Origin of the sequence: Cellulophaga sp. BC115SP, assembly GCF_009905545.1 — a bacterium.
Taxonomy (GTDB): domain Bacteria; phylum Bacteroidota; class Bacteroidia; order Cytophagales; family Spirosomataceae; genus Flectobacillus; species Flectobacillus rivi.
Window position 1 is genome coordinate 1 of sequence record NZ_JAAALB010000053.1, and the last position, 18,384, is coordinate 18,384.

The following is an 18,384-nucleotide window of genomic DNA, read 5'->3' on the forward strand; positions in this document are numbered from 1 at the left end:
AGCTTTTTAAGATGGATAAAAATGCAAATGTCTCATTATCAAAAAAATATGCCTACTTAAAAAAGCTGGGTATAGTACAAAATGAGTTGGTAATTTAGTCTAAAAATTGGTATTTAATTTTTAGCAAGAAAAAAAACTAACCACAATTTTCGGCGCTGAAAATACCCAAATCGCTATTCTAGCCTCATGAGTGCCACATAAGTTTCGATTCCATTCCAAATGTTCTGGATTCTGATGTTCTCATTTTCAGCATGTTGGTTATTATCATGATTGGCAATAGGAACGGTAATCGTAGGAGTTCCCAAATATTTTTCGAACAAAAACAAAGGTAAACTTCCCCCCAAACTTGGCATTAAAACTACCTCATCGGCAACCGTGGTCTGTAAAGCTTTGATCACATTTTGCGCTATTGGTAAATCCATCTTGGTACGTTGAGCATTATATCCTTTTCCCAGCACTACACGAGCAATCAGTGGATATTTCAGTCTTTCTTCATCGGTGATACTCTCATTTTGGGTAACATAATAGCCTTGTGATTTGATATGGTCTATCACTTTTTGTGCCTGTCGTTGAGCATCATTTCCCAAAACCAAACGTAAATCCAAAGCAGCAGTTGCCGAGGTAGGAATCACATTTGCCACCATTTTACCTACATTCGCGCTCGAAATCCCATTGATATTGAGCGATGGCAAATTAATCAATTCCGCCAAAGTTTTGCCCCCTCCTTCAGGACGAACAAAACCCAATTCCTGTTTCATTTGGTCATCAACAGCAGGAACTTTCGCCAAGGCTTTTTTCTCCAAATCGGTAAAAGGAACGACATCATCATAAAAGCCTTTAATCAAAACTTTTCCATTATCATCTTTCATAGAAGCTAATAATTTCACCAACAAATTAGCTGGATTAGGAGCCCAGTTGCCGTAGTGCCCAGAGTGTAAAGGTCGTTTTGAGGCAAAAACTTTGATTTCCATACCAATATCGCCACGTACTCCAAACACGATTTGCTTTTTGCCAGATTGATGCACAGGTCCGTCACAAATAATCCAAAGGTCAGATTTGAGTTTATCTTTGTGCTTTTCCAAAATTTCGGATAAATGCGTTGAGCCTGCTTCCTCCTCTCCTTCAAAAAAGAACTTCAGATTTACCGTTGGTTTTATTCCCAACTTATTCAATACCTGATAGGCAGATAGTATCGAAAAAACGCCTACTTTATCATCAGAAGCACTTCGTCCATAAATTCGCCATTCGGGATTAATGATATCTGTTGGTTGTGGGTCAGGAATAATCTTCCCTCCTATTTCTAAAGAAGCATCCAGAAATACCGATTTAAAAGGTGCTATTCCCTCCGCCCACTGATTAGGGTTGACAGGCTGGCCGTCATAATGCGCATAGAAAATAACGGTTTTGGTTGCATTGGGTACTAATACTTCACCATAGATGGCAGGAGGAACGCCCTTGGTCTTTGCATCCAAAAGTGTGGTTTTAATCCCTCTATCTTCCATCATTTTGACAATATATGATGCCGTTTTTTGAATCCCCACAGTATCATAAACCACATTCGGAATAGATAACAAACCTTTAAACTCATTAAGCAAGGCATACTCGTTAGCTTTTCTGTAATTTCTTACTTGCTCATTGAGTTTTGACTGAGAAAAAATGGCAGTACTTTGCAGCAATAAAAAGGATAGTAATACTTTTTTCATAAGGTAGTTTGTTTGTGTTAATCGGGATTTAATATTCTTACTTTCACTTAAAAAATGGTAATTTACAGAGTCATTCCTAAAATCACGCAAATTCTAAACTTAATTTAAGATATACTGGTATGAAAAAAAGCATTTTCTACACGCTAATTAACTTTTTGTCTTTATCTCTTATCTTTATTTTTTCTAATTCAACAACTAAACATTTTTTATGAAAAAACTTTCCTTTTATGCACTTTTACTGGGTATTCTTCCAAGTATTGGATACTCACAAAATGCAACCAAACGTAACTTAAAACCGAAAGATATATATCAAATCAAATCGGTTTCTGATGCCAAAATCTCTCCAGATGGAGCTTGGGTTTCTTATACCCTGACTTCTGTAGATTCAGTTAAGAATAAAAGAAGCTCAGATGTTTGGATGGTCAGCTGGGATGGAAAAGAATCTATTCAGCTCACTAACTCTCCTGATGGCGAATCACAAGCTAAGTGGAGTCCTGACAACAAATACATTTCATTTGTATCTGCAAGAAATAGCTCAACTGGTAGTCAAATCTGGTTGCTCGACCGTCGTGGAGGAGAAGGAAAACAACTCACTAATCTCAAAAATGGTGATTTACAAGAATATGCGTGGAGTCCCGATGGGAAAAAAATTGCTTTAGTATTAGAAAGCAAAGCCGATACCTCAAAACCAAAAACGCCTAAGCCGATCGTTATTGACCGTTTTTTATTTAAAAAAGACGTGGAAGGCTACCGTGAAAGAACATTCTCCAATATTTTCCTATTTGATGTTGCAACCAAAAAGATTGATACGCTGACTAAAGGAAACTATGAGGTGAGTTCGATTGCTTGGTCGCCTGATGGTTCTAAAATCGCTTTTGTGAGTAATAGAACTGCTGACCCTGACCGCAATGAAAACTCTGATATTTTTGTCATAGAAACGAAAGCAAAAAGCGAAGCAAAACAATTAACCACTTGGACAGGTAGCGATAGTGCCCCCGTTTGGAGTCCAGACGGAAAAACCATTGCTTATCTTCGTAGTACCGCCTCTGATGACTACATAATGTATGATCATTCGGTGCTATGTACCATCAGTGCTGATGGCGGTGAGCCAACGTTATTGAGTAAAAATTTAGATAGACCAGTCAACACACCAAGATGGGCAAAAGATGGACAATCTATCTATGCTTTGGTGGTGGATGATCGCTACCGCTACTTAGCCAATTTCTCGTTGTCAGGAAATATGAAAAAAGTTTCTGAAGACAAAGGAATCTACTCCTCTTTGGAATCACACCAAGCTGGCAACTGGCTTTCATTAGTAACAACGCCTGAGCTTCCTGCGGAGATTTATGCCATCGAAAATGGACAAAGAAGAGCCTTAACGAATCATCATGAGGCATTTTTTAAACAAATCAGTTTAGCTACCGTCGAAGGATTTACCTCAAAAAGCAAAGATGGCGCTACCGTATCTAGTATTTTGTATCGTCCTGCCAATATCGACCCGAAGAAAAAGCTTCCTACAATCTTCTTTATTCATGGTGGTCCAGTTTCTCAAGATGAGTTTGGATTTGATTTGAGTAGACAAATGTTGGCATCGGCTGGTTATGCAGTTGTTGGCGTTAATTATCGTGGCAGCAATGGTCGTGGTTTGGAATATTGTAAAGTCATCAGTGGCGATTGGGGTAATAAAGAAGTACTAGATATTCTTGGCGCAGTGGATTATACTGTAAAAAATGGTATTGCTGACCCTGAAAAATTAGGTATTGGCGGTTGGAGTTATGGTGGTATTTTGACAGATTATACTATTGCTACAGACACTAGATTCAAAGCAGCGGCGAGTGGTGCAGGTGTTGCCATGATTTCGTCAATGTATGGTGTCGATCAATATATTTTGCAGTATGAGCACGAAATTGGCTCGCCATGGAAGAATTTTGACAAATACGTAAAGCTTTCTTATCCTTTCCTAAAGGCTGACAAAATCAAAACTCCTACACAATTCATGGTTGGTGAAAGTGACCATAACGTTCCTGCCGTTGGTAGTGAACAAATGTATCAAGCCTTAAGAACAATTGGTGTTCCAACAGAATTAATTGTATATCCAGGTCAATTCCATGGCATTTCGGTGCCAAGTTACCAAGTAGATCGCTTCGAAAGATATATCAAGTGGTTTGATAAATACCTGAAATAATACTCTGAAAATGGTAATATAATATGAGTCATCCCCAATTTTTAGGATTGGGATTATTCTACAAGTTTTATCAAAAAAGCGGTCGAAAAATATTTTTCGACCGCTTTTTTGATGCTTCTATGTTAGATATGACTTGGCTTGAGACGCAATCATTGCGTCTCAACTGATGGAATACATGTTTTTACATAATCAATCACTCCCTCAATCGCTAAATTCGAGATGACTCTTGTTTTTTGTCTAAGGTCTAAATTTTAAATTACCTCCAAGAGCCTAATATGATTTATCAGGCTTTTATTTAATTTTAGTAAAAAATCTTCTATTACTATTTGAACTATGACAAAAACATTTCTTGGACAAACAGCCATCATAACAGGAGCTGGTATAGGTATTGGATTCGAAGTTGCTCGTTTGTTAGCTACGCGTGGAGCCAATATTGTCTTAAATGATATGGACGAAAACGCAGCCAAGAATGCTCAAAAAGCCATCCTAGACTCAGGAGGCAACTGTGAAATTGTGGTAGGTAATAGTGCCGATTTGTCCGTTATTCAGCAATTAGTTCAAAAAGCCTCTGAGTGTTTTGGAAAGTTGGATTTGGTAGTTGCTAATGCAGGTATTACCACGTTTGGTGATTTTTTCGAGTATCAACCAGCTTCCCTCAAACAGCTCTTGGATGTCAATTTATTTGGTAGTTTTTTTCTCGTACAAGAAGCGGCAAAAGCCATGAAAAACCAACAATCTGGAGGAAGTATTGTTCTTACCTCCTCAGTCACTGGTCATCAGGCTCATCCATTTTTGGCAGCTTATGGCATGACAAAAGCCGCTATTGAGCAATTAGCCAAAAACCTTGTGATTGATTTGTCACCACTAGGTATCAATATAAATACGGTAGCGCCAGGTGCCACTTTAACCGAAAGAACTTTAGAGGATAAAGATTATTTATCGACATGGTCACGTATTACACCTATGGGAAAACCTGCCACTGTGCAAGATATTGCAGAGGCCATGATATTCTTACTTTCCCCTCAAGCCAGACACATAACTGGACAAAGTTTGGTCGTTGACGGCGGCTGGACTGCCGTTGGCGTATCTCCTTATTAAATAATCAATATTTTGCCTTATTTTTCGTTTTTCTTAAAGTTCATTAAGTAGTCTCAGTTTTAACCCAGTCTGTAATTCTCTCTAGGAACGTATGAAACAGAATTTTATTCAATCAAGAAATTACCTCCTACTTCTTCTCATAAGTATTGGTATACTTTGGGGATGTAGTAGTTCAAACAATGATCCTGCTCCTGCTAATCAATATTTGGTCAGCTCCTCAGTTGTTGGTGAGTTTACCACAGCACAACTAAGTGCACGAGTGGACGGCGCAGCCTTGGGCTCTGACAATGCGTTGGTAATCGGTGTAGTGAAAGGTCTTATCAAAAATCCTATCAAGGTTATCAAAGTAGTGTACAATACCAAAGGTGTGGACGGGAAAGCGATTCAAGCTTCAGGTTTGGTGATTTTTCCAAAAACGACTGAAAGCGTACCTTTGATTAGTCAACAACATGGAACAATCGCCGACAAAAACGATGCGCCATCCTTGTATGGAACCGCCAGCGAAGCATACCAACTAGCATCTATTGTGGCATCTAATGGTTTCATTATTGCTTGCCCAGATTACATTGGTTATGGAGCAAGTGCCAATTTGGATCACCCTTATGAACACAGAGAAACCTTGGCACAAGCAAGCTTAGATATGTTGAGAGCGGCAAAAGAATTAATTGCCCAAGAAAAAGCTGCTTGGAGCCAAAAAGTAATGATTACAGGTTATTCAGAAGGAGGCTTCGCAACCATGGCATTGCAAAAGAAAATGGAAGAGCAATTTCCGAATGAGTTTAATTTGGTGGCATCATCATGCGGGGCAGGTGCGTATAACAAAACTGCCTTTATGAATTATATCATCAACCAAAAAACACATGGTATCGCTCAATATAACTCATTGTATATTTGGGTAACTATGGCTTATAATTCCATTTATGGATTAAATCGCCCAGCTTCCTATTATTTCAATGCGCCTTATGCAGCTGAAGTTGCCAGTAAAGGGCCACAAGCCTCTATTCCTGTGAGCATCAATTTGGCTTATGCTGATACGTTCAGAAATGGCATCAATAACGGTACCGACACACAATATATTACTGGTGTAAAGGACAACGATATTTTTGACTGGAAACCCAAAACCTCAACTCAATTGTATCACGGAACAGCTGACCAACATGTGTTTTATTTCAATTCTGAAACAGCAGCAGCAGCCATGAAAGCAAAAGGGGCAACCGATGTAACGCTGATCACAGTTCAAGGTACTGACCACTTTACTACCTTACCAAATTATCTTTTAGGGACACTTACCTTCTTTACTAGTAAAAAATAACCAGAACCTCCTTAGGGAGGTTTTTCTTTTATACAGCAAAAAAAATTTAGTCAAAAAACCACCAATAATAGCTTTAAACGCCATTTTTATTAAATAATTGTAAAATAAATCTTACCTTTGCCTGTTAGGTCAAAAATTTAGATTTTACGAATTATGCAGCTTTCATTGGTCTCAGAAATGCCGGGGTTGGAAAAGAAGGTCTTTTTGGATGTTTTCGCCAAGGCATATTTTGATAGAAGATTACATCGTTACCGTCTTAAAACTATAGATGGTCAACTGATTCCTGCTGACCTGACCATTGGATGCACCAACCATGTGATTTCTCAATTTCCTGAAGGGACTATTTATAAATTAGATGTTAGATTAGTTCAAAAAAATGGTCGTCAACCTTATTTTTTGACCGTAAATCATAAAAAAGTTCAGCGTGCTATCGAATTTTTTGAATATAATTTACAAGTGCAAACTGGAAAAATGGAGTGCAAAATCAAAAAAACAGTAGTTTTTGAGAAAAAGAAAGTACACAAACCTCTTCCACCGACAGATATAGATATTTTCTAAAAATACATTTTTTGAGCCAATCTGTAGGTATTACAATGCGCTTCAACTATATCCGTAATTTTGGGTGAATACCCTCCTCCCATCGAAACTACTATTGGCAGCCCTACTTTTTGCGCCTGCTCAAATACAAACTCATCTCGTCGCTTACAGGCTTCCATACTTACCGACAACTTTCCAAGCTTGTCAGTAGCCAAAATATCCACACCAGATATATAAAATAAAAACTGTGGTTGAACTTGTTGAATCAATCTAGGCAAAGTATCATATAACAAATTCAAATAGGTGTCGTCAGTCGTGTAAGTGGGTAATTCAATATCCAAATCAGATATTTCCTTGTGCAATGGATAGTTTTCTTTGCCATGCATCGAAAATGTAAATACCCTTGATTCGTTCGCAAATATTTCAGCCGTGCCATTACCTTGGTGAACATCCAAGTCAATCACCAAAATCTTGGAAATACCTTTTTCGGACATCAAAAAATGGCTGGCAACTGCCACATCGTTTAGCAAACAAAAACCCTCTCCTTTGTCTGAATACGCATGATGTGTGCCGCCTGCTACGTTCATGGCAATTCCATTTTCAAAAGCAAAATCTGTACAATCAATCGTTCCTTGCGTAATAATCGTTTCACGTAAAATGAGTTGCTCAGATAACGGAAGACCAATTCTTCTCACCATTTTAGCATCAATCGTCAATGCTTTTAAGGATTCCCAATAGCTTTGTTTATGAGCTTTCAGGATATATTTTTCTTGTACAGGTTGAGGCTCGAAAAAGTTGTCGGCTACACAAGTTCCTTCGTATATAAGTTGTTCAGGAATTAGCTCATACTTGAGCATCGGAAAGCGATGACCTTCGGGTAAAGGAAGTTGATAAATAGGAGAATGGGCAATTTTTAGCATTACAAATAATTAAAAAAGTTACTAGTTAATAGGATATCAGTTAGTACTCACCATCAGAAGGATGATTACTGGACAAAACGAGTAAAGAACATTCAGATGTTTGGACCTCGCCACTGAATTTTATGAAAACAGTTTTAAACTGTTTAAAAAGTAAGTCCAAGACCAAGTCTTGAACTAGGAACTTCAATGTTGTTCAGTAATCAGAGATATAGTATCTATTTAATCTTTCCTGTCACTTAACTCAAAATTTTAAGCATTACGAACATAAAATAAACAAGCTGTTTCCCCAAAAGTTTCCAATTCCAACATAGTTTCCTCTAAATCTGAGGAGTTATTCATATTACGATTGTATCTCTATTGGTTTATGCAAAGAGACAAATTTCTCATAGTGGGCGACTTAAGTCGCCCACTATGAGAAAAGGCGCTCGAAAAATAAATTTCGAACGCCTTTTCTTTCTTCTATGGCTATAGACAAGTTAAGAATTAATGCAAAACTAAATTTAGATATTTATGAAAATGAAATATTGATAACTACAATTTACATTCCCAACTCATAATTCAGCATTAAGTATCAAGCTATATCAAAGCTCTGTCCAAATGAACATATCCTCCATCAACATGGATGAGTTGTCCTGTGGTATGACTTGAGCGCTTAGAAATTAAAAATGATACCATATCCGCAATTTCTTGAGAACTGGTCATTCTTTTGCCCAATGGAATTTTATCCGTAATTTTTGATAAAGTTTCTTCTGGATTTGGCAATGATTTGATCCATCTATCGTACAATGGCGTGTAACATTCCGCTACAACTAAAGCATTGACACGAATACCGAATGGCAATAATTCTACAGCCCATTCACGAGTCAAAGCATTACGTCCACCGTTGGAAGCCGCATAAGCTGACGTTCCACCCTGACCAGTTTCGGCAGTTTTCGAAGTCACGTTTACGATAGAGCCTTTTGATTCTTTCAAATATGGCAATGCATGATGTGCCATCAAGTAATAGTGAATCAAGTTAGAATGTAATGACTTAATAAAGCGCTCATAGTTTCCACTTTCCAAGCCAACACCATCATTTACACCAGCATTATTTACTAATCCGTCGATACGACCAAAAGTAGTAGCAATTTCCTTAATCGCTTTCTCACACTCGGCAGGCTCGCTTAATTCTGCTACAAATGACCATGCCTGACCACCTGCTGCTTGAATCGCCTCTACTGTACGAAGGTTATCCTCTTCGTTGCGACCAACAATCGCTACAAAAGCTCCTTCAGCAGCCAAAGACGTTGAGATGCCTTCGCCTATACCTTTTGCACCACCTGTTACAATGATGACTTTTTCTTTAAGTCCTAAGTTCATTTGGAAATTTAGAGATTATAGAATTTTTGAGCCGTACCACCCATAATTTTCTTCTGCTCTAATGGAGTCAAATTACCAATAAAATCTGTTACAATGCCCAATACTTCTTCGTATTGACCTGCAACCAAACATACTGGCCAATCTGAGCCGAACATTAGGCGTTCGGGTCCAAAAGCTTTGAGTACGGTTTCTAAATACACTTTAAAATCAGCAGGTTTCCAACCCTCCCATTCGCCTTCAGTAATTATCCCTGAAAGTTTACAATATACATTTTGATGTAAAGCCAGCTTCTTGATGTCAGTTTGCCATGTTCCATACTCACCACTTTTAATATCTGGTTTGGCGATATGGTCAAGTACAAATTTTTGTTCAGGGAATAGCTTCACAAAACGGATAGCTTGGTCGAGTTGGTAATGATAAATCAGAATATCGTAGGTGAAATCATACGCACCAAGCTCAGTAATTCCTGCCTTAAATTTAGGGCGAAGCATAAATTCGGGGTCAGTCTCACCTTGAACCACGTGACGAAAACCTTTTACGATTTTAAATTCTGAATAATATTCCAAGCGGTCGTACACATCATCGGCCATCAAATCTACCCAACCAACTACACCTTTGATAAAATCATTTTTAGAAGCAAGTTCAATCAAAAAATCGGTTTCAGCCTCAGACTGGTCAGCTTGCACAGCCACACAGCCATCGATACCGTTTTGTTGAAGGATTGGTGCTAAATCTTCTGGGAGAAAATCCTTACGAATTTTCTTCATTTCATCATTTATCCATTCGTGTTTAGAAGGGTCGTATTGCCAAAAATGTTGATGCGAATCAATTTTCATAATGTTGTCAGCTAATTGAAGGATGATTATAGTTCATTTTCACTAAAAGGTATCTCAGTTATTCTAAGAGACCACATTTTGTTTTGAAATGTTTCGAGAAGTTATTAGTTAATCGTATATCAGTTATTAAAATACACTCATAATCAGAAGAATACTGTGAATGTGCAATACAGATATATTATTAATTTTTCTCATAATAGGCACTGGAATGAAAATATCTATTGCCTATTGCCTACGGCTAATAGCCTAGAGCATTTTCTAAAGAAACATTTCAAAACTGAATATACAAGTGTAAGTGAATTTGGACAAACCTTTTAGCGAAATACCATCGCTTACTCGGTCAAAGCCTTCAATTATACTCTAAGCAGATTAATTTCTAGACCAGTTTTTCGCCACTTGCTTTGAAGAACCTAAGTTTTCGATACCTAATTCTACCACGTCGCCTTCTTTCAAATAAATTGGTGGGTTAAAGCCCAAACCAACCCCTGGAGGTGTTCCTGTTGAAATAATATCGCCTGGTAGTAAAGTCATAAATTGACTTAAATAAGATACCAATGTTGGGATTTTGAAAATCAATTGGTCGGTGTTACTGTTTTGGAAAGTCTTTCCATTTACTGTTAACCACATTTTCAAATTATTGATATCCTCAATTTCGTCTTGCGTAGCAAGGAATGGTCCCATTGGTGCGAAAGTATCACATCCTTTACCTTTAGACCAGTTACCTCCTCTTTCGATTTGAAATTCTCTTTCAGAAACATCGTTGTGTAAGCAATATCCTGCCACATAATCTAATGCCTCTGATTCGTCAACATATTGTGCTTTTTTGCCAATGACAAATGCCAATTCAACTTCCCAGTCAGTCTTTACCGAGTTACGAGGAATAATAATATCATCGTTTGGACCAGAAAGTGCTGTCGTTGATTTGAAGAAAATGATAGGTTCTTGCGGAATAGCAGCGCCTGTTTCACGAGCGTGATCTGCGAAGTTCAAACCAATACAAACGATTTTTGAAGGACGAGCCACACATGAACCCAAACGTACGTCTTCCGAAACTTCTGTCAAAGTACCTTGATTAGACTCTAACCAAGCTGCTAAGCGAGTTAAACCATCATTTTCAAAAAACTGTTCGTTATAGTCTTCTCCAAAACCAGAGGCATCATAACGTTTTCCTTCGATCATTACGCCTGGTTTTTCTTTACCAAATTCACCAAATCTTATTAGTTTCATGATTTTACTTTTTCAACTAATCATTAGTTGAAATATTTAATTAAAAGTTTTGATTACAATTTTAACAATTCAGCTAGCATAAGTTCCGCTACTGTATTGTTGCCAAGATCGTTCAAGTGAACTCTATCAGTTGTTAAAACACCTGAATCTTTATTCGACGGATTATTGGCTAAGTCATAAGCCAAAAACGCTTTTCTAAGGTCGACCAATGGCAGGCTATTTTTCTCAGCCAATTTGCGAATTAGGGTTGAATAATGATTCATATCGCCATCTTGTGGGTTACTAAAATCATTTTTCTCTCCAATAACCGCAGGTGTACACAATACGACTTTAGCGCCACTTGCTTTAATCTTGTCGATAAGTGCTTGATAAAATCTTACGAATTTATCTGGATCCGTACCAGTCCCTGAGGTGGTTTTATGCCAAACATCGTTTACTCCAACATAAATAAAAACGGCATCAGGTTTCTTTTCTAATACATCACTTTCAAGTCTTAGATACAAATCGTACACTTTATTTCCTCCGATACCAGCACCTACTAACTCATATTTTGAAGCAAGGTTTTTACCTGTTAATAATTCACCAATACGGGTTATATAACCGTTTGGTTTTACACCAGCTTGGGTGATAGAATCGCCAAAGAAAATTACTTTTTTAGGTTTGTCAGCAACAAAAGAAGCTAAGGCTAGTACCGTAAGAAGGGCAAAAATTGTTTTACGCATCTGTTTTGAGATAATTAATGAATAATTGATTTATAGTGTTGGGTGAAAATACTCACGCCATTTAATTACTCTTATCCTTTCTTGACAGGAAAACAACATCTTAGTTATTCAAACGAATAAACCCACCATCGATTGGATAATCAGTACCAGTAATGAATGAAGCTTCGTCAGAACATAAATACAAGGCAAGTGCTGCTACCTCTTCTGGTTTTGCCATACGACCAATTGGCTGTGTAGCTGAAAGTTTCTCAAACATTTCCTCTTCGCGACCCGGGTAATTTTTAGCAATAAAACCATCCACAAATGGCGTATGCACACGTGCTGGCGAAATACAGTTACAACGAATATTATTTTTGATATAGTCTTTTGCCACCGAAAGTGTCATGGTTAGTACCGCACCTTTTGACATAGAATAGGCAAAACGGTCTGGTAAACCAATCGATGATGCGATAGAAGCCATGTTTAAAATTACACCGCCACCATTTGCCTTCATCACAGGTACTACTGCATAAAGTGTATTATAAACGCCTTTTACGTTTACGCTGTACACTCTTTCAAATGCCTCTGAATCACAGTTTTCTAACGAACCCACATGAGCAATACCAGCATTGTTAACAAGCACGTCTACCTTGCCGATACTTTTAATCACTTCGCTTACTTGAGCTTGGTTGCTTACATCACAAGCATGCACTTGCGCTTGTCCACCAGCTTCAATTATTTCAGCTACTGAAGATTCTCCAGCAGAGGCATTTAGCTCTAAAATATGAACTGAGGCTCCCTGCTTTCCAAATAATACTGAGATAGCCTTACCAATACCGCTACCTCCACCAGTCACTACTGCTACTTTTCCTGATAAACTAAACATAAGATGTATATTTATTTGGCTATTTGAAATCGCCAATGGATTGTTTTATTTCTTAAAAATTGCATTGGGCAATAAGCTGTAGACGTTAGGCAAATAAGCTTCCTTGAGTTTATGTTTTTTTGCCGAAAGGTCAAGGTTTGAATTTAATTTGCCTCATAATTTATTTTGAATGAAAGAAGTGTAATCCAACTTTGTAATATTTCCGAAATCAAAAATCACAAATCTGAAATAATTCACTATTCATCATTATTACTTAAAGGCTTACTCCTCTTCTCCAGAACATAAAGTCGTCTTGTCCTAACTCCATTGCCTTTGTTTGGTACTCACCAGAAGCCAAGCCGATAATATATTCTAAAACCATCTCGCCCATTTCTTCTACTGATTTTTCTCCTTCGATAATTGGACCACAATCAATATCAATGATTTCTGGAAGTTTTTGTGCCAATTTTGTATTGGTAGAAAGTTTTACCATTGGACAGATAGGATTACCCGTAGGAGTACCTAAACCAGTGGTAAACAACTGGATTGTAGCACCTGCGCCAGCCATGCCAGAGGTTGCCAACACATCGTTACCAGGGGTACAAACCAAATTCAAGCCCGCCTTTTTTGAATATTGTCCATATCCTAATGCATCTACTACAGGTGATGAACCCGCTTTCTTAGCAGCACCAGCCGACTTAATTGCGTCGGTAATCAAGCCATCCTTAATATTTCCAGGGGAAGGGTTCATATCAAAACCTGCACCAACGGCCTCGGCACGACGTGCATATTCCTTCATCAAATACCCAAAATTATCAGCCACCTCAGCTGTTACAGCACGGTTTTGTAGTTCTTGCTCAACTCCACAAAGCTCAGGGAACTCCGCAATCATGACATTGGCCCCAAGCGCCACCAACAAATCGGCAGTATGACCAATTGCTGGGTTGGCAGAAATACCTGAAAAACCATCAGAACCTCCGCATTTTACGCCAACTCTCAACTTGCTCAAAGGTGCAGGCTGTCTTTCAATTTCATTGATTTGAATCATACCGACAAATGTTTGACGAATAGCTTCCGCCAACATTTGTGACTCGCCAGAACCCAAATCTTGCTGTTGTTCGAGGATATATAGGGGTTTCTCGAAATTAGGAGAAATTTTATGAATAGCTTCTTGCAAAATGCTTACTTGAGAATGCTGACATCCCAAACTCAACACAGTAATACCCGCTACGTTGGGATTGACACAATAGCCTGCAAGGAGATTACAAAGATTTTCTGAATCTTCACGATTTTCGCCACAACCACTTTCATGCGTTAAGAACTTAATACCATCAACGTTCTTGAATACACGATTTTGACGATAATCTGTTTTCTTTTGCTGAAAAGTAAATGTTTTTAAAGAATCAATATCAGCGCCCGATTGGTAAGCGTCGAGTAGCGAACCAACTTGGTCGAGATACAAATCTGGTTGAGCATATCCTAAAGCTTTTAAAAATGCTTGCTTCATGATATTTACATTACGATTTTCGCAAAAAACCAATGGAATCACTAACCAGTAATTTTGTGTACCCACTTGACCATCAGCACGATGATAGCCCATAAAAGTACGATTTTCCCAAGCCGAAACATCGGGAGCTTGCCAAGTGTAGTCTTTTAATTTTCCTTGGAAAGGTTCTGAGGCATGTTTCAAATTAAAGGTATGAATAAGTCCACCAGCAGGGATAGGCATTTGTGCTTTACCCACCAACACACCATACATAGTTACCTCCTCACCTTGCTTTAAATCATCGATAGTAAACTTATGTTTGGCAGCGATATCATCTTGTAAAATGATTGTTTTCCCTTTGAAAACCACTTCTTCACCCTTTTTCAAATCACAAAGAGCCACCAACACATTGTCCGTTGGATTTATTTGTAAAAATGTTCTTTTCACAGTGTATCTTTCTTTTGTTATCTGTTAGAAGAAGGGGTAAGTTTGAAAAAATACTCTTTGTGTTTTGCAAAATTTGCAAAATATAATGCTTCTATCTTTACGCAAAAAGAGGAACCCAAGTGGGTTCCTCCTCAAAATTGCTTTATCTGAATGTGTTTGTGGAATTTATTATATTTTAGTACATACCACCGCCGATGGTGATAGCAGCTTTTATACCTAAGTATGACATATTTTTAGGTGCTAAATTGTATTCAGCAGCCAAACGGAAATGGCTCAGTTGAACCCCAACGCGAGGAACTAATCCAAAACCTGAACCACCTGCTGCCTCAACTGAAGTCGATCCATTATCGTATATTGCGGCCGTAGCTCCTGAAAAAAGACCTACCCCAAGACCACCAAAAAATCTGCTTTTACCTTCACCAAGGTAATAATCACCCGTTAAGATATAAGAGCCAACAGCACCAATAGAAGAAGAAGTTTCTGTTCCTGATCCGAATAGAGCTGCCTCTAATTTTAATCCAGCTACAAAATTATCATTTATGGCATAGGCTGGTTCGATAGAGATACCTGCACCTGCACCGTAACCTTTTGTATAATTTGGAATCACATAGGTGAAAGGAGAGATATGAACTCTGAATGGTACATAAGATTCTGACTGTGCATTTGAAGTGAATGCGAAGGTAATAGCAATAGCTAATGTTAATAAAAATTTGTTCATGAACTTTTGTAGATGATTAATAAATCATGATAAAGCAATTATTGAAATAACCACAAAAATACACAATTATAATCTATAATCTACGATAAAATACAATTTTAATGGTTTTTCAACATATAAATAATTATAAATTATTTAATATAATATCAAATAATTTTTATTGAAAATAGACTTTATACATTCAGTGTATAAAAATAACGGATAAGACATAGTGTTAGATAGCTTTTTGAATTCTAACAATAACCCTTACTAGGTTTAGCCCATACTTTCAACACTAATCCTCACTAACCATCAAAACGCACAAATTTCATTCATACCTAATTTTAGCATTTTAAAATCATTTATTACTCGTTTATAAACTAAAATTCATTTAATCTATAAAGTTTATAGGATATATAGTTTATATAATATACCTTTGTATCATCAAACAAGACATAACAACTCATCACAATATAAAGACCTAGATAGAATATGTTAGCTACGCAAAAAAGATATGAATTGAACTGGGACGCTACGCTTCCTGTATATGTAGGCAAAAGAACTGCTAGACCTGCTATTAATATTGAATTAGGAAAGAGAATCAATCAAATAGAGTTTGACTACAAAAATTTGGTCGCTCAAAATTTACCATATACTTTCATACATCAAAATCCTGTACAACTCAAAAAGCTGGTTGGTCGCAAGCCATTAGTAATTAGCTTTTTATCTTCAGGATGGAACGAATACGGGATTCAACATCTCGAAAAATTACAACAAGTTTACCAAGAAGTTTTGGCTATTGGTGGTAACCTTCTCGTGATTGTGAATGCAAAGGCAGACGAGGTTAGAGACTTTCAAAGACATTTTAACATTGGCTTCAACTTATTGGCAGACCCTGAGCAAAAAATAGCTCAAAGTTTAGGCTTATTCAATAAACAATATCCTGTTTGGGACTATGTTTCAGGTATTTCTGAAGAGGTTCCTTTGCCTGCTACCATTGTTATTAATACACAAGAAAAGGTAGTTTATTCGGCAGTTGATGTCCATTTTGATAAACCCTTTCAACCAACTGAAATGTTAGCTGCCGTTTTTGGTGCAAATAAAAACATTCCTGTGGTGATTCGTCAAGAGTTAGCGGCTTAGATAGTTGTTCAACATTCAAACTTTAAGTTTGGATATCAGAAACTTACGTTAACAATTGTTATTCACAAATCATCGTTGTAGAATACCATTTATTAACAAACTAAGATTCATTTTTTTTGACCTATTAGTATATAAAATCTATAGATTATAATGAATAAATCAACAGAGTCCATAACTGATGATTTTTTAGACAAATCTGAATTAGGCATACGATTTTTACTATCTATAGTCGTAATCATCATTATTGTATTAATTGGATTTAGCGTATATTATTGGGAGTTACCTGATTGTTAGGTAGTATTATTAAGTGAAAAAATTGGTTGGTGATCCAAGACATTCAACGTGTATAAAGAATTGCTGGTGGCATTTTCAAGCAAAGAATGGGTGGTTTCATACTTCTTGAGTGCCACCACCTAACTATAGTGAAATCATTGAGATTGTTTTTGGAGAATTGTACTCGGCATTGGGCATTGCCCTAGCTGGCAGCCCAATGGAAGAGTCTTTTTAACCAATATCCATAAAATGTTTTTCACCCATTTCAATAAAATTGATTAGTACCTCATGGTTGATATAGGTATATCTATCTCAACAAATTTAACTATCACTCCAAACTCATAACTCATTGATAAAATCCTATGCACACTAAATATTTGGCATTTGCTATTCCACTGTTTTTAGTTTTCATGGGGCTTGAATATTTTCTTTCGAAGGTTCAAGGAAAGAAATTTTATAAATTCAAGGATACCATCGCTAACTTAAATGTAGGTATCGCTGAACGTCTGATTGATTGTTTTAGCATCGGCATATTCTACTTTTACTATGATTACTTGCAAAAAAATCTTGGATTTTTTGATATAAAATCAGGTGTTTTTGCTTGGATTGCCCTACTCCTGCTCACTGATTTGTTGTGGTACTGGTACCACCGATTAGGACATGAAGTCAACATTTTGTGGAGTGTGCATATCGTACATCATCAAAGTGAGGAATTTAATTTTACGGTTTCGGCGCGTATTACGATTTTTCAGGCTATTGCAAGAACATTTTTCTGGTCGATTTTGCCGATTATAGGTTTCAACGCCGATATGATTAGCATTGTGCTTTTGATACATGGAATTTATCCATTTTTTACGCATACTCGTACGGTTGGCAAATTGGGTTTCTTAGAATATATTTTCGTAACTCCTTCACACCACCGTGTGCATCATGCTAGTAATGAGCAGTATTTAGATAAGAACTATAGCGATATGTTTATCTTTTGGGATAAGCTATTTGGCACTTTTGCTGAAGAAACGGAAGAACCTGTCTATGGCTTGACCAAACCGCTCAAAAGCTACAGTTTTCTCTGGCAACATTTTCATTATATGATTGAGTTGGCATACGCTTTTAAGCATGCCAAAACCTTCAAAGAACGAATAAGGATTATTTTTGGTAAACCCGAAACATTAGACCCTCGCATTCGTGAAGAATTAGAGAAACGATTTATTATTCAGTTTAGTGAAGACCATAACAGTAAACGTGTTTACACTTATGTGGTCGTTCAGATGATTTCGTTGCTCATTGGGCTGTTTGTCATCATTTATTTTTTAGATAGCATTAGTCTTACCTCACAAATACTCTGGGCTTTTTTCATCTTAATATCGTTAATTAACTGTGGGGCACTACTAGAGCAAAAACGTTGGATCATCTATTTGGAAGCTATTCGTCTTTTTATTGTCGGCGTGCTTATTCAATTGAATTACCCAACGACCGAAATATTTTATGCTATAGCGATCATTGGATTGATTATCATTGCTTTTGCCAAAACCCTTAAAAACCAATACTTCAAGCTTATCTTCGGATAAGCTTGAGTGACAAATCTTTTTCTCACA

The 18,384-nt window shown here is 37.2% G+C and carries 15 protein-coding genes; 6 read left to right on the forward strand and 9 right to left on the reverse strand.

The genetic code is table 11. The annotated features are described in order from the left end of the window. Window positions 1-173: 173 nt before the first annotated feature. Window positions 174-1,703 carry a M20/M25/M40 family metallo-hydrolase gene (locus GVN22_RS23640; RefSeq protein WP_166553477.1) on the reverse strand — a complete coding sequence of 510 codons (1,530 nt, stop codon included), beginning with the start codon at window positions 1,701-1,703 and terminating at the stop codon, window positions 174-176. A gap of 208 nt (window positions 1,704-1,911) precedes the next feature. Between GVN22_RS23640 and GVN22_RS23645 the strand changes: the two genes are divergently transcribed. The 4 genes from GVN22_RS23645 (at window position 1,912) to GVN22_RS23660 (ending at window position 6,856) form a co-directional block, all read left to right on the forward strand. After that, window positions 1,912-3,888 (forward strand): S9 family peptidase, encoded by a 1,977-nt coding sequence (locus tag GVN22_RS23645; protein WP_166553478.1) that lies wholly within the window; start codon window positions 1,912-1,914, stop codon window positions 3,886-3,888. Window positions 3,889-4,221: 333 nt separating this feature from the next. Beyond that, window positions 4,222-4,986 carry an SDR family NAD(P)-dependent oxidoreductase gene (locus tag GVN22_RS23650; protein WP_166553479.1) on the forward strand — a complete coding sequence of 255 codons (765 nt, stop codon included), beginning with the start codon at window positions 4,222-4,224 and terminating at the stop codon, window positions 4,984-4,986. A 91-nt stretch (window positions 4,987-5,077) separates the two neighbouring features. Further along, entirely contained in the window at window positions 5,078-6,298 is a 1,221-nt protein-coding gene (locus tag GVN22_RS23655; RefSeq protein ID WP_166553480.1) for a S9 family peptidase, read from the forward strand. A 153-nt stretch (window positions 6,299-6,451) separates the two neighbouring features. Continuing rightward, window positions 6,452-6,856, forward strand: coding sequence for a hypothetical protein (locus tag GVN22_RS23660; protein ID WP_205691020.1), 405 nt, complete (start codon window positions 6,452-6,454; stop codon window positions 6,854-6,856). Here the strand turns inward: GVN22_RS23660 and GVN22_RS23665 are convergent. From GVN22_RS23665 to GVN22_RS23700, 8 genes are all read right to left on the reverse strand, one after another. Further along, complete coding sequence (locus tag GVN22_RS23665; RefSeq protein WP_166553481.1) at window positions 6,853-7,755, reverse strand: histone deacetylase; 903 nt, start codon at window positions 7,753-7,755, stop codon at window positions 6,853-6,855. The genes GVN22_RS23660 and GVN22_RS23665 overlap by 4 nt on opposite strands. A gap of 576 nt (window positions 7,756-8,331) precedes the next feature. Continuing rightward, on the reverse strand, window positions 8,332-9,114 hold the full coding sequence (locus GVN22_RS23670) for an SDR family oxidoreductase (protein WP_166553482.1): 783 nt from the start codon (window positions 9,112-9,114) through the stop codon (window positions 8,332-8,334). Between the two features lie 8 nt (window positions 9,115-9,122). Continuing rightward, window positions 9,123-9,950: an amidohydrolase gene (locus tag GVN22_RS23675; RefSeq protein WP_166553483.1), complete on the reverse strand. Its 828-nt coding sequence runs from the start codon at window positions 9,948-9,950 to the stop codon at window positions 9,123-9,125. 369 nt (window positions 9,951-10,319) lie between these two features. After that, a complete protein-coding gene (locus tag GVN22_RS23680; protein WP_166553484.1) occupies window positions 10,320-11,177 on the reverse strand; it encodes a fumarylacetoacetate hydrolase family protein in 858 nt (285 codons plus the stop codon). 53 nt (window positions 11,178-11,230) lie between these two features. Then, window positions 11,231-11,899: a GDSL-type esterase/lipase family protein gene (locus GVN22_RS23685; RefSeq protein WP_166553485.1), complete on the reverse strand. Its 669-nt coding sequence runs from the start codon at window positions 11,897-11,899 to the stop codon at window positions 11,231-11,233. Window positions 11,900-11,999: 100 nt separating this feature from the next. Beyond that, window positions 12,000-12,764, reverse strand: coding sequence for an SDR family NAD(P)-dependent oxidoreductase (locus GVN22_RS23690; protein WP_166553486.1), 765 nt, complete (start codon window positions 12,762-12,764; stop codon window positions 12,000-12,002). Between the two features lie 253 nt (window positions 12,765-13,017). Continuing rightward, a complete protein-coding gene (locus tag GVN22_RS23695; protein ID WP_166553487.1) occupies window positions 13,018-14,676 on the reverse strand; it encodes an altronate dehydratase family protein in 1,659 nt (552 codons plus the stop codon). 175 nt (window positions 14,677-14,851) lie between these two features. After that, window positions 14,852-15,394, reverse strand: coding sequence for a hypothetical protein (locus GVN22_RS23700; protein ID WP_166553488.1), 543 nt, complete (start codon window positions 15,392-15,394; stop codon window positions 14,852-14,854). A gap of 471 nt (window positions 15,395-15,865) precedes the next feature. On the opposite strand from GVN22_RS23700, the gene GVN22_RS23705 reads away from it, so the two are divergent. Together GVN22_RS23705 and GVN22_RS23710 are read left to right on the forward strand one after the other, a co-directional pair. Continuing rightward, on the forward strand, window positions 15,866-16,516 hold the full coding sequence (locus GVN22_RS23705; protein WP_166553489.1) for a redoxin domain-containing protein: 651 nt from the start codon (window positions 15,866-15,868) through the stop codon (window positions 16,514-16,516). A gap of 635 nt (window positions 16,517-17,151) precedes the next feature. Beyond that, window positions 17,152-18,357, forward strand: a complete 1,206-nt coding sequence (locus GVN22_RS23710; RefSeq protein WP_166553490.1) for a sterol desaturase family protein — start codon at window positions 17,152-17,154, stop codon at window positions 18,355-18,357. Window positions 18,358-18,384: the final 27 nt, after the last annotated feature.